Source organism: Flavobacterium sp. 9AF (genome assembly GCF_902506265.1).
In the GTDB taxonomy this organism is placed as follows: Bacteria; Bacteroidota; Bacteroidia; order Flavobacteriales; family Flavobacteriaceae; genus Flavobacterium.
In genome coordinates, this window is sequence record NZ_LR733556.1 from 1819323 (window position 1) to 1832660 (window position 13338).

At 29.6% G+C, this 13338-nt stretch carries 11 protein-coding genes; 3 read left to right on the forward strand and 8 right to left on the reverse strand.

Annotated elements, in window-relative coordinates:
• Positions 1-67: 67 nt before the first annotated feature.
• Positions 68-1018 (reverse strand): NAD-dependent epimerase/dehydratase family protein, encoded by a 951-nt coding sequence (locus HALO113_RS08355; RefSeq protein WP_159778589.1) that lies wholly within the window; start codon positions 1016-1018, stop codon positions 68-70.
• A 152-nt stretch (positions 1019-1170) separates the two neighbouring features.
• On the opposite strand from HALO113_RS08355, the gene HALO113_RS08360 reads away from it, so the two are divergent.
• Both HALO113_RS08360 and mfd read left to right on the forward strand, forming a co-directional pair.
• The gene (locus tag HALO113_RS08360; RefSeq protein WP_159778590.1) at positions 1171-1788 is read left to right on the forward strand and encodes a hypothetical protein; all 618 of its coding nucleotides are present in this window, start codon (positions 1171-1173) and stop codon (positions 1786-1788) included.
• 69 nt (positions 1789-1857) lie between these two features.
• Complete coding sequence (mfd, locus tag HALO113_RS08365; protein ID WP_370519379.1) at positions 1858-5169, forward strand: transcription-repair coupling factor; 3312 nt, start codon at positions 1858-1860, stop codon at positions 5167-5169.
• Between the two features lie 6 nt (positions 5170-5175).
• On the opposite strand, the gene HALO113_RS08370 is transcribed toward mfd, so the two are convergent.
• A complete protein-coding gene (locus HALO113_RS08370) occupies positions 5176-5784 on the reverse strand; it encodes a carboxypeptidase-like regulatory domain-containing protein (RefSeq protein ID WP_159778592.1) in 609 nt (202 codons plus the stop codon).
• Between the two features lie 56 nt (positions 5785-5840).
• On the opposite strand from HALO113_RS08370, the gene HALO113_RS08375 reads away from it, so the two are divergent.
• Entirely contained in the window at positions 5841-6620 is a 780-nt protein-coding gene (locus HALO113_RS08375) for a toxin-antitoxin system YwqK family antitoxin (protein WP_159778593.1), read from the forward strand.
• A gap of 940 nt (positions 6621-7560) precedes the next feature.
• On the opposite strand, the gene HALO113_RS08380 is transcribed toward HALO113_RS08375, so the two are convergent.
• The 6 genes from HALO113_RS08380 to HALO113_RS08405 all read right to left on the reverse strand — a co-directional run bounded on the left by HALO113_RS08380 (position 7561) and on the right by HALO113_RS08405 (position 13251).
• A complete protein-coding gene (locus HALO113_RS08380) occupies positions 7561-8787 on the reverse strand; it encodes a murein hydrolase activator EnvC (protein WP_159778594.1) in 1227 nt (408 codons plus the stop codon).
• A gap of 40 nt (positions 8788-8827) precedes the next feature.
• The gene (locus tag HALO113_RS08385) at positions 8828-9601 is read right to left on the reverse strand and encodes a DUF4292 domain-containing protein (protein ID WP_159778595.1); all 774 of its coding nucleotides are present in this window, start codon (positions 9599-9601) and stop codon (positions 8828-8830) included.
• A gap of 5 nt (positions 9602-9606) precedes the next feature.
• Entirely contained in the window at positions 9607-10953 is a 1347-nt protein-coding gene (locus HALO113_RS08390) for a lipopolysaccharide assembly protein LapB (RefSeq protein WP_236554629.1), read from the reverse strand.
• A 6-nt stretch (positions 10954-10959) separates the two neighbouring features.
• Complete coding sequence (locus HALO113_RS08395; protein WP_159778596.1) at positions 10960-11970, reverse strand: sugar phosphate nucleotidyltransferase; 1011 nt, start codon at positions 11968-11970, stop codon at positions 10960-10962.
• A gap of 118 nt (positions 11971-12088) precedes the next feature.
• Complete coding sequence (gene dut, locus HALO113_RS08400) at positions 12089-12523, reverse strand: dUTP diphosphatase (RefSeq protein WP_159778597.1); 435 nt, start codon at positions 12521-12523, stop codon at positions 12089-12091.
• A gap of 116 nt (positions 12524-12639) precedes the next feature.
• On the reverse strand, positions 12640-13251 hold the full coding sequence (locus HALO113_RS08405) for a helix-turn-helix domain-containing protein (RefSeq protein WP_159778598.1): 612 nt from the start codon (positions 13249-13251) through the stop codon (positions 12640-12642).
• Positions 13252-13338: the final 87 nt, after the last annotated feature.

The following is a 13338-nucleotide window of genomic DNA, read 5'->3' on the forward strand; positions in this document are numbered from 1 at the left end:
TTTTTCATTTTTCCGTTGGCTTTAAATTAATCATTTTTTACATGATTTTTGGTTAATATATCTCTAACTAATAGATATATTTTGTTAGCATGTCAAACATTTCATTTGTCATGTTTTCTAAATTGTAATCGTTTTTCCAGCCCCAATCTTCTCTAGCTCTAGAATCGTCGATACTTTCTGGCCAACTGTCCGCAATTTTTTGTCTAAAATCGGGATCATAATCGATAGTAAATGTTGGATAATGTTTCTTAATTTCTTCAGCAATCTCTTTTGGAGTAAAGCTCATAGCTGCTAAATTATAGGAAGAGCGAATCTTTATTTGTTCGCTAGGTGCTTGCATAATACTAATGGTGGCTTTAATAGCATCGTCCATATACATCATAGGCAAACCCGTATTCTCTGAAAGAAAACTAGTAAATTTTCCATCGGTAATGGCTTTGTGATAAATATCTACTGCATAATCAGTAGTTCCTCCTCCAGGTTCTGTACTCCAACTGATTAATCCAGGATAACGAATACTTCTTACATCTACACCATATTGTTTATTGTAGTATTCGCACCATCTTTCCCCTGTTTGTTTGGAAATACCATATACAGTTGTAGGTTCCATAATAGTATATTGTGGTGTGTTTTTAGAAGGAGTCGTAGGCCCAAAAACAGCAATACTAGAAGGCCAAAATATCTTCTGAATTTTTCCAGCTTTAGCTAAATTTAAAACATGGAATAACGAATTCATATTTAAATCCCAAGCAAAAGCAGGATTTTTTTCAGCTGTTGCAGATAGCAAAGCAGCCATCAAATACACATCTGTAATTTCATATTTTTCAATCAAATGCTCAATTTGATTGTAATCTAAAGCATTTACTACTTCAAACAAACCATTGTTTACCACATCATTTTCTAATTTTCTAATGTCTGATGCTACTACATTTTCTACTCCATAAGTAGCTCTTAATTTAGCGGTAAGTTCAGTGCCAATTTGTCCACAAGCACCAATGATTAAAATTTTTGTATCCATGCTTTAAATGAAATTATGGACAAATATAAGGTTTTCGTAAGGATGAATTATTTAATTTATACAAATAATTTCAAAGGTTAAATGTTAAGAAAATAGCCAAATACATTTTAGTTTAAACAAACATTAGTATTTTTGTTCTAATTATACTAAAGATGAGATATACAGTTGTACTATTTATATTGGTTTTAAGCCTAATTTCTTGTAATGATTTTTCAGAACAAAATGAAGAGTCAATGAAATTAAATGAAAAGAAAGAAATTGTTTTTAAAAATATCTCTAAGAAATGGACTTTTACATTTCCTGAACCAAGAGCTGAAGTAAAAAAAACACTTGAGGGATGGAATCAATGGGAACAATTTAAAAGAGAACTTCAAGAAAAACCTAAAACTTCTTTATTGGCTTTTCAATTAAAAGTAAAAAATGTTTCGAAAAGAGCTGACAGTCTTTGGTTAACCATTCCTTTAAAATTTGATATTCCTCAAGTAAGAAGTCGATTAGTCACTTTAAATACCAAAATTAAATCTTTAGATACTTTTATTCATTTAGAAGAAATTCCAGAAAAGAAAGTCCTAACACTTATTACAGAAATCAACGAAGAAATCAAAGGTGTTTATAATCAATGGGATGAAGTAATTATTAAACAAGCCATTCCAAAAGAAGTAGGTGAAGATGATATGATAAGAGCTTTAGACACTACTCGATTAGCTAATAAAAAATTTCAGGAAGAAATAGAAAATGATAAGAAAGATCCTAACGAGGTCGAAGAATAACAATAAATAAAACAAACAAACGTCTTGAAAGCTTCTGAAATAATCCAAAAGTATGAGAAAAGCACTACCATTTCTCAAATTTCTGAATCTATTGTGCATCGTAAAAAAATTCATGTTACAGGATTAATAGGGTCTTCCTTTTCTTTTGTAGTTGATGCTATTTTTAAAAAAACGGAGTTACCTTTCTTATTGCTTTTTAATGATAAAGAAGAAGCTGCTTATTACTTGAATGATTTAGAACAATTAATCAACGATCAAGATGTATTGTTTTACCCTGGTTCTTATCGAAGGCCTTATCAAATTGAAGAAACTGACAATGCGAATGTGCTTTTGCGTGCAGAGGTTTTAAATCGAATTAATTCTAGAAAAAAACCAGCTATCATTGTATCTTATGTAGATGCTATCTTTGAAAAAGTAGTTACTCGCAGAGAATTAGAAAAAAACACTTTAAAATTAAATGTTGAAGACAAGGTTTCAATCGATTTTATTAATGAAACTCTGTTTGAATATAATTTTAAAAGAGTAGATTTTGTTACTGAACCTGGAGAATTTTCTGTTCGTGGAGGTATTGTAGATGTATTTTCCTTTTCTAACGACCATCCGTATCGAATTGAGTTTTTTGGTAATGAAGTAGATAGCATACGTAGTTTTGATGTAGAAACACAACTTTCAGTTGAAAAACTAAAAAAGATTAGTATCATTCCAAATGTAGAAAACAAACTACTAGAAGAAAACAGAGAAAGTTTTTTAGATTACATTAATGAAAAAACGGTTTTATTTATCCAAAATACGGAAGCTTTAGGACAGCAATTAAATAAATTATTTGATAAAGCGAATGAAGCTTTTGGAAAATTATCAAGTGATATTAAGCATGCTAAACCCGAAGAATTATTTGTTAATGAGAAACAATTTCTACACAAAGCTTTAGATTTTTCTGTTGTAGAATTGCAAAATCAACCTTTATTTAAATCGGACAAAAAGTTTGAATTTCATATACAACCTCAACCTTCGTTTAATAAACAATTCGATTTATTACTCCATAATTTAAGCGACAATCACGCTAATCATATTACGAATTATTTATTCTGCTCCAATGAAAATCAAGCGAACCGATTTCATGACATTTTTGAAGATATTGATTCCGAAAATCATGAAGTAACTCGGAAGCAATATAAAACAGTTGTCTTTCCATTATACCAAGGCTTTATTGATGAGGAGCTACAAATTGCTTGTTATACCGATCATCAAATTTTTGAACGTTATCATAAGTTCAGCATCAAAAATGGCTATTCTAAAAAACAAACCATTACTTTAAAAGAATTAACCTCTTTATCTGTTGGTGATTATGTAACACATATTGATCATGGGATTGGAAAGTTTGGTGGTTTACAAAAAATTGATGTTGATGGTAAAAAACAAGAAGCCATTAAACTGGTTTATGCAGATAACGACATTGTGTATGTAAGTATTCATTCTTTACATAAAATTTCAAAATACAATGGAAAAGATGGTGCACCTCCTAAGATATACAAACTAGGAAGCAATGCTTGGAAAGCTTTAAAACAAAAAACAAAAGCCCGAGTAAAGCATATTGCTTTTAACTTAATCCAACTTTATGCTAAGAGAAGATTAGAAAAAGGATATGCTTATGCACCTGATAGTTATTTACAAAAAGAATTAGAAAGTTCGTTCATTTATGAAGACACTCCTGATCAGGTAAAGGCAACGCATGAGGTTAAAATGGACATGGAGAGCGACAAACCTATGGATCGTTTAGTGTGTGGTGATGTAGGTTTTGGAAAAACCGAAGTGGCTATTCGTGCCGCTTTTAAAGCTGTAGATAACAGTAAACAAGTTGCAGTTTTAGTTCCTACCACCATTTTAGCCTATCAGCATTATCGTACTTTTTCAGAACGATTAAAAGATTTACCTGTAAAAGTAGGTTACTTGAACCGCTTTCGAACTGCGAAACAAAAATCGGATACTTTAAAACAGTTAGAAGAAGGTAGTTTAGATATTCTTATTGGCACCCACCAATTAGTTAATAAAAATGTGAAATTTAAAGATTTAGGTTTATTAATTATTGATGAAGAACAAAAGTTTGGTGTCAACGTAAAAGACAAATTAAAAACTATTTCTGAAACTGTTGATACTTTAACATTGACCGCAACCCCTATTCCAAGAACATTACAGTTTTCTTTGATGGCAGCGAGAGATTTATCGGTAATTACGACACCACCGCCCAACAGATATCCAATTGAAACGCAAGTTATTTCTTTTAATGAAGAAATTTTAAGAGATGCTATTGCATACGAAATTGAGCGCGGTGGACAAGTCTTTTTTATTAATAATCGTATAGAAAACATTAAAGAAGTGGCTGGAATGATTCAGCGATTAGTTCCTGGAGCTAAAGTGGGCATTGGTCACGGTCAAATGGATGGAAAAAAGTTAGAAGAATTAATGCTTGCTTTTATTGAAGGAGAATTTGATGTCCTTGTAGCTACTACTATTATTGAAAGCGGGTTAGATGTTCCTAATGCCAATACTATTTTTATTAATAATGCCAATAATTTTGGTTTATCTGATTTACATCAAATGAGAGGACGAGTGGGAAGAAGCAATAAGAAAGCCTTTTGTTATTTTATTACACCTCCTTATTCGGCAATGACAGAAGACGCAAGAAAAAGGATACAAGCATTGGAACAATTTAGCGAATTAGGTAGCGGATTTAACATTGCTATGAAAGACCTTGAAATTAGAGGAGCAGGTGATTTACTAGGTGGGGAACAAAGTGGCTTTATTAACGAAATTGGTTTTGATACTTATCAAAAAATCATGAATGAAGCTATTGAAGAATTGAAAGAAAATGAATTTGCCGATTTATATCCTGAAGATAATGATGTAGAAACCAAAGAATATGTAAAAGACATTCAAATTGATACCGATTTTGAAATCCTTTTTCCAGACGAATACATCAATAACATTACAGAACGTTTGAATTTGTACAACGAATTGAGCTTAATAAAAGAAGAAGCTGGATTAGTGGTTTTTGAACAAAAACTAATTGATCGTTTTGGCCCCTTACCAAAACCAGCCGTTGCTTTATTAAATAGTGTTCGTTTAAAATGGAAAGCTACTGCTTTAGGTATAGAAAAAATTGTAATTAAGCAAGGCAAGATGATTGGTTATTTTATAAGTGACCAACAAAGTAATTTTTACCAAAGCAATCGTTTTATGCGAATTGTACAATACGTACAACAACATGGCAACATTTGTAGAATGAAAGAAAAACAAACGAAAAGTGGCTTGCGTTTATTATTGACATTTGATAATGTAAAAACGATCAATAAAGCGTTAGAATATGTAAATGGTATAGTGTAATTAATTTTACTTCAATTTAATTTCGATTAATTCACCATCTCTATCAATTTCTACAAATTCGTATTCTCTATTTTCAAGAGTATAATTGTAATAATACTTTTGATAAATAGGGCTCGAACCCATATATGCACCATAACCGTTATAATAATTTGTATTTCCTACTTGTTCATCATAACTACCTACAGCAGTAAAATCAATAATGGTTTCCAAATAATACTTACCTGGTTTAAGATTGGTGAATTTAAATCTACCATAAGCATCTGTTTTTGCCTCTATTCTAAATTCAAAAGCCTCTTGAGACATAAATACAGTGGTGTTTTTATTTTCATACTTATTTCTAAGTCTATACCATTCATCAAAATAGCTGGTACAAGGAAAAAGCATCACTACGGTTCCCTCTCTTGCATAATGTTTTTCTCCTAAAAGAGGTTTAAAACCATACATGTTTTTTTGTTTGGTAAAAGCCACTCCTTCTATCGTACTTTTACCTTCTGCTAATAAATTGGTTGCTTGCTTTTTATCAAAAAATACTTGAGGAAAATAGATGGTTTTTCCTTTTTGAGCATAAGCTGAAAATAGAAATATAAAAACAAGTACTGTATATATTTTTTTCATAGCGCTAAGATTTTTTTACAAATATATTATTATTTTTGAGTATAATTTATTACAAAATGAAAACTAAATTATTTTTTACAATATTACTAATCAAATCTTTAGCAATTTATTCTCAAACAGATAATCCTTGTGGCTTTAAAGACGATTTGCAAATAGGGACCTGTAAAGATTTTTATGAAACAGGACAACTTCGGAGTGTTGCGAATTGGAAAGATGGAAAATTAGAAGGAGACTACACTTTTTATCATCCAAACGGCAAAATACAAAGTAAAGGTTCTTACATTAAAAATGTTCAATCTGGAAAATGGTTTTTTTACACCGAAGATGGTTTCCCTGTAAGTGAAGAAAGCTATATTTATGACAAAGGTTTACGCATAAAAAACGGATTATTTCGTTTTTATAATAAACAAGGGATACTTATAGAAGAAACCCCTTATACAAAAGATGTTATAAACGGCTTAGGCAAATTGTATTTTGATAATGGCTTTTTAAAACAAGAAACTACCTATAAAAATGGAGAGATTGTTGGATTAACAAAACTCTACAAAGAAAAAATTAGGGACGTTTTAGATGGTATTGGAAAAATACAAAAAGGAGGAATTTTAGTAGGAGAATGGAAATATTTTCATGATGATGGAAAGACTATTGAAGTAATTGGCAGTTATAACGAAAAAGGGGAACAAATAGATAAATGGCAATCATTTTATTCGAACGGAATTTTAAAAGCGGCATCTTTTTATGTAAATGGAAAACGAGAGGGAGAAAGAAAGCTTTATAAAGAAGATGGAAGCTTAGAAAAAACGGAGATATACAAAAACGGAACTTTAGTAAAATAAAAAAGCCTGAAGAGATACTTCAGACTTTTTACTTTTTTCTCGAGTAGAAAAAATTACTGCTATTAACCATTACAAACATACGACTACATTTTGTTAAGTTGGATACAACTTTTCTGCCTTTCTTGTTAAAGTTTTATTTTTATAAAAAAACATAAAAAAAACCCGAAGTTTTCACTTCGGGTTTAAACTTTTTCTCGAGTAGAAAAAAATTACTGCTATTAACCGAGACAAACATACGACCACTTTTTGTTAAGTTGGATACAACTTATTTGCCTTTCTTGTTAAATTTTAAATGGATTTTGCTTTTTAGAAATAAAAAAGGTCGGAATGAGATGAAACCGACCTTTTAAATTTTACCCTTTCCTTTAATATGGAAATTTTACTGCTATTAACTAACACCAAAGATACTGCAGTATTTTGTTAAGTTGGATACAACTTTTCTGCCTTTCTTGTTAAAGTTAAGCTTTTACTATTGAGCATAAAAAAAGACCGAAAAATGAGAAATCGGTCTTTTAAATTTTTACCCTTTCCTTGTTATTGGAAAAAAATTACTGCTATTAACTAGTTCAAATATAAAAATATTAAATGTTAACTAGATGGTAAGTTTTTTACCTTTCTTGTTAAAGTTTTATTTTTATAAAAAACATAAAAAAACCCGAAGAGACTCTTCGGGTTTAAACTTTTTCTCGAGTAGAAAAAATTACTGCTATTAACCATTACAAACATACAACCACTTTTTGTTAAGTTGGATACATCTTTTCTGCCTTTCTTGTTAAAGTTTTGTTTTTATAAAAAACATAAAAAAACCCGAAGTGAGAACTTCGGGTTGATAATTTTTCTCGAGTAGAAAAAATTACTGCTATTAACCGTTACAAACATACGGCCACTTTTTGTTAAGTTGGATACAACTTTTCTGCCGATTTTGTTAAAGTTTTGTTTTTTACTTATTCGATAACCATTGCTCTGGATTTAAAGTAGTCGCATTTTGATACACCATAAACTTTAAAATTGCTTTTCCAGAAGAGTCTGTGATTATTTTTCCTAAATTTTGTTTTACAGAAATTTTATCTCCAACAGATACACTAACCGTTTCTAAATTTAAATACACAGTAATAAAATCTCCATGTCTAACAAATATGGCTTTTTTATCTCCATTAATTTTTTGAACTTGTAATACTTCACCATCAAAAACGGCTCTGGCAATACTTCCCGGCATTGCAGCAATTTCTATTCCACTATTTAAGTGGGTAACGTTTTTATGAATAGGGTCCTGATAATTACCATATTTAAGTTGAACATACCCTTTTTCAACTGGCCAAGGTAATTTACCTTTATTCGATTTAAAATTGTCGGAAACAATTTTACCTTCTGGAGTTAGATCAAATTTTGTTGAAGACCCGGAAGATTTAACCCCGGTAGCTTTTGCATTTTTCTTGTTGGCTTCAGCAATAGCATCTGCAATTAATTTTTTTATCTTTTTATCGATTTCTTTTCTTTCTTTCTCTTTCTTGTCTATTTCAGCAGTATATTTTTTCTTATTTTTTTGTAACTCTTTAGCCAGTTTTTCCTGTTCTTGTTTTTGGGTTTCCAATTCTTTTTTTTCTTCTAAATTTTCATTTAAGGCAACTTGTTTTTCTTTTTTACTAGCTTCTTGTTTCTTTTTTGTTTCGGCTAATTTTTCTTGTTTTTCAACAATTTCATCACCTTGCATCTTTCTGAAACTAGCATATTGCTTCATATACTGAATGCGCTTATAGGCTTGTAAAAAATTTTGGGAAGAGAGAACAAACATGATTCTGCTTTGATCGTTTCTACTTTTGTATGATTTAACAATCATTTTAGCATAATCTTCTTTAAGTATCTTTAATTCTCTGTTTAATTTATTTATTTCTAGCTGTTTTAAATAAATATCATCATCTAACAATCGCATTTGTTTAGATGTTGTATTAATTAATTGTTCGCTCAAACGGATTCTTGCCCTTTGCTCAGCAATTTGATTTAAAACCGATTTTTCTTTAGTATTCTCTACTTTTAATAAAGCTTTAAAAGCTGCTATTTCCTTGTTAATCTCTTCTTTACGCTGTTCCAGTTTCTCTTGTTCTGACATTTGTGCAAAACTAATTAGAGAAATGAAAAAACAGAATATTACACCTACTAATCGATTCATTTTGTTTTTTTGCAAAGGTAATTTTTTCTAACTTATTAATTTAATCTATGGTAACCATTTCATATCCTTCAGGAATGGAAAATGAAAAATTCAAATCTTCGTTAAAAGCTATATTTTTATAAATAAGGCTAATAATTGTTTCTTCTTTTTGACGTGCTTTTATATTAATTTCTTCCGGAAGAAAAGAAGTTTGGTGTTTTTGATATAAAGGATAAAAAATTTCAAGTTCTCTTTTTTCTGAAGGTTGACTAATCTTTTCTTTTTCTAAAAGAAAATTTGATGCTTCAAAATAAAATTCTTTTGTAAGATTATCATTTTTATCTTTATTAACTAGTTTGTAAAAGTTTTCTTCAATTTGAGATTGGTATTTTTCTTTGGTTAAATCATCAACTGGATATCCTAATAATAAATTTTGGACTTTAAAAAAGTCTAAATCTGTACCTAACCAATTGCTAAGCATACTAAAATCGCCCTCAAAAAAAGTATTATTTATTTTTTCATAATAACTTACTTTGTTAGGAGTAATTAAAACTTTTGCTAAAGGGAAACCTAACATTTTTACATTAATCCAAATAATTTCGTCTTTCTTAATACGAATATCTGCACTTACAGAATGAGATTGAGATTGATCTTTATACTTTGCATTTGCTTTTATCGCTATCGTATTAAAATCTATTTTGTTGATGTAATGGCTTTGTATAATCTTCATTGTAGAATAATCCTTGTTCGCAATTTCTCCATCATTTATGGCTTTTTTGCTTTTACAAGAAGAAAAGAAAAGGGAAAGCAATAACAAGGATAAAAAAAATTTCATATGTTTCATTTCTTAACTATTTCTTTTGCTTTAGATAAATATAATGTTTCTTTCTTTTGGTCACCTAAATTTTTATATACTTCAGCCAGTTGAATGTAAAATTGATATTCTAATTCTGCATCCTCTACTAAAAATTCAAGTCCAGTTTCTAAATAACTTTTTGCTTTCTTAAAATTAGTGGTTTTATTATTAGCGTATCCAGCATAATAATACAAATTCACTTGTGAAGGAAATAAATCGATGTAATCTTCCGTAAGTTTTGCTAATGCTTCAAATTGTTGCGTATTATCATAACTTTTAATTAATAAGATTACATTATTTAAATTCTCTACCTCTTTTTTTAATCCTTTTTCTAAATAAGGAATTGCTTTGTCGTAAAGCTTTTTATTAAAGTAAAATTTTCCAATTTCTAAAGGAGAATTAATGGATGTATCAGATGAAACATAATCTACCGCTTGCATTAACTCGCTTTCATAAGTATTGGTTTTCACAACAAAAAGAAGGAATTCGTTAAGCATGCGTTGCTTAATTTTCATATCTAATTTATCATTCTTTAAAACAGTAAGTAGGGCTTTTGACGCTTCAGCACCATTGTTTTCAACCAAATAAAATTTGAATAAGCTAATTTTAGCCCAATCCGAGTTAGGAATCGCATCTGCTAATTTTTTAGCCACTTCAAACGCTTTTTCTTCTTGATTGCTTTCAGAATATAATAAAATTAAATCGATATAATTTTGTTCTTCTTGCGGATTGTTTTTTATTGCTTTTTCTAATTCATTTTTTTCAGGTTTAGCAAATGAATTAGACTCTTGAATTTTTAGTTTATAAAATTCCATAGTTTTACTTAAAACCATTTCATTTTCCATTTGTTTTAACAATTCTAAAGCCTTGTCTCTTTGATTCGTGTACATATACAAAGAAATTAAGTCCTCCTTCATATTAGGATCGAACTCAATTAATTTTTGCACAATGGGTATCGATTTTTGATATTCCTTTAATTGATAATAAACATCATATAAACCATTCCAATACCATCTTTCTTTTGGGTTTAAATCAATTGCCTTTTGAAAAGCTTTTTCCGCTTGTGGATATTGTTTCAAATCTAGAAGATTTTTACCTAACTCATGATAAAAGACAGGATTATTAGCATCAGTTGTAATGCATTTTTCAATAGCAATAATGGCTTTGTCATAATTCTCAATCGCACGCTGTTTTAAACTTTCATAAAAATCGTTTTCTATTTTATCCTCAGCTAAAGCAATATCTTCTGGGTTTTCTTGAGCAAATAAAAAACTATGACTAACTAGCATTAGCCATAATACATATACAAAATGTGTTTTTATTTTACTCATCTTTTTTTATTCTAATACAGAATAATCTCCTATACTAATGCTTTTAAAACTGCCATCAAATATGACATGATTACCTATCATAGCATTATCTAAGGTAGCATTTTTAATTACTGAATGCGTTTGTATTAAACTATTTTTTATAATTGAATTACTTACTTTACATCCATTTCCAATAGAAACATTAGGTCCAATTTGTGCATTTATTAACTCCACATTTTCTCCTATATAACACGGAGGAATTATTGTACTGTTATCTATTTTTACATTTTTAGAAACCAAATTTTCACCATCTTGATTTAAAAAATGCAACATTCTTCCATTCGTTTCAACTGTTACATCTTTATTTCCACAGTCCATCCACTCATCCACTTTACCTGGTACAAATTTCATGCCTTTTTGCATCATTTGTTTAATTCCATCGTTAATTTGGTATTCACCTCCGTGAATAATGTTATTATCAAGCACCGATTGGAGTTCGTTTTTAAGAATCGCAATATCTTTAAAATAATAAATTCCAATAACTGCTAAATCGGAAACAAATTCTTTAGGTTTTTCTACTAACTCAATAATTTCACCATTAGAATTCAAGTTTACAACTCCAAAAGCTTCTGGTTTATCTACTTGTTTTACCCAAATAACACTATCAGCGGTTGTATCTAAATCAAAATCGGCTCTAATCAATGTATCAGCATAAGCTATAACTGCTGGTCCGCTTAATGAATCCTTGGCACACATGATTGCATGACCTGTACCTAAAGCTTCATTTTGATAATAAATTGTTCCTTTTGCACCTAATTTTTCAGCAATTTGAATCAATTCTTTTTCCACTTCTTTTCCAAAACTTTCATGAATAATAAAAGCTACTTCATCTATATCCTGATTTAGCACTCCTGCTATATCCTCAACCAATCGATGCACTATAGGTTTACCTGCAACAGGAATTAATGGTTTTGGTACTGTTAATGTATGTGGGCGCAAGCGAGAACCTCTACCTGCCATAGGGACAATTATTTTCATATTATAAATCCGCAACAGCGGGTATGTTTTTTGGTTAAACTCTTATATTTATTTTGACGTATTCTTTGTAGGTAATTTATCGAAACTTAATTTACTCTTTGTAAAAAAACACCTATTATTACTTTACTCCAGTACTCCCAAAACCACCTTCTCCTCGGGATGTTTCAGATAATGTTTCTACTTCTATCCATTCTGCTCTTTCATGTTTAGCAATGACTAATTGAGCAATTCTTTCTCCATTTTCAATGACAAAATCTTCATTGGATAAATTAATTAAAATAACACCTATTTCTCCTCTATAATCTGCATCTATAGTTCCAGGAGAATTTAAAACTGTAATTCCTTTTTTTGCAGCTAAACCACTCCTAGGACGCACTTGCGCTTCATATCCTATAGGTAATTCGATTAAAAGACCTGTTTTAACAATGACTCTATCAAGAGGTTTTAGAAGTATAGCCTCAGAAATATTAGCTCTCAAATCCATTCCAGCTGAAGCTATGGTTTCATAGGAAGGCAATTCGTGAGCGGATTGGTTAATTACTTTAATATTCATTCTGTATCAATAAAGAAAACAAATTTTAACTTTTTAAAATAGTTTTCAAAGTTAAAAAAATATACAGAAATTAGATGTTTTTTAAAAAATTGTTAACGAAATCTGTCTTTAAAAAATTATTTACCAAAAACCTTTTTTTCCAATAATTCTAATCTATTTAAAATAGAATTATTTTCTGCATACTTATTATCGCCCAAAGTTCCTACTATTGCATAATTTTTAGCCGAAGGAATAAATGCCTTAGAAATAAAAGTTTGCTTATCTTCCAAAATCAAATAATCAGTAGGATTAGACAAAGAATTAGTAACTTCTTTTAAAAATAAAACTGAATTTTTACTATAATCAGATTGATTTGCAATTGTATCATTAACAAAATACACTAAATCGAAATATGCAAATATTTTTTGCAAATCAAATGTTTCAATATTTCCTGTAGCTGTCAATTCATGCTTTTGAAAAGAACTATCTTGTAAAACAACAGGAAAACTATCTTCAATCAAATTAAAATTAGCCAGTTGATTAACCGTTAGAGGTTTTGAAATAATATCATCCGTAGGAATACCAAAATAATTAGCAATTCTTAATAACGTTTCTATTTTGGGTTCAGCCCTTCCCTCTTCATATGAACTGATTACACCTCTATTTAAATCAATAAGCTCAGCAAAGGCTTGTTGACTCAATCCTCTTATTTGTCTTATCTTCTTTAAATTAGTTCCAAAATAAGTCATTTCGCTATTGTTTTTTGCAAATATACAAACTATTCTCTATTTTTTTGCTAAAAATATTTGCAACATAATTTTTTTTATTTAAATTTG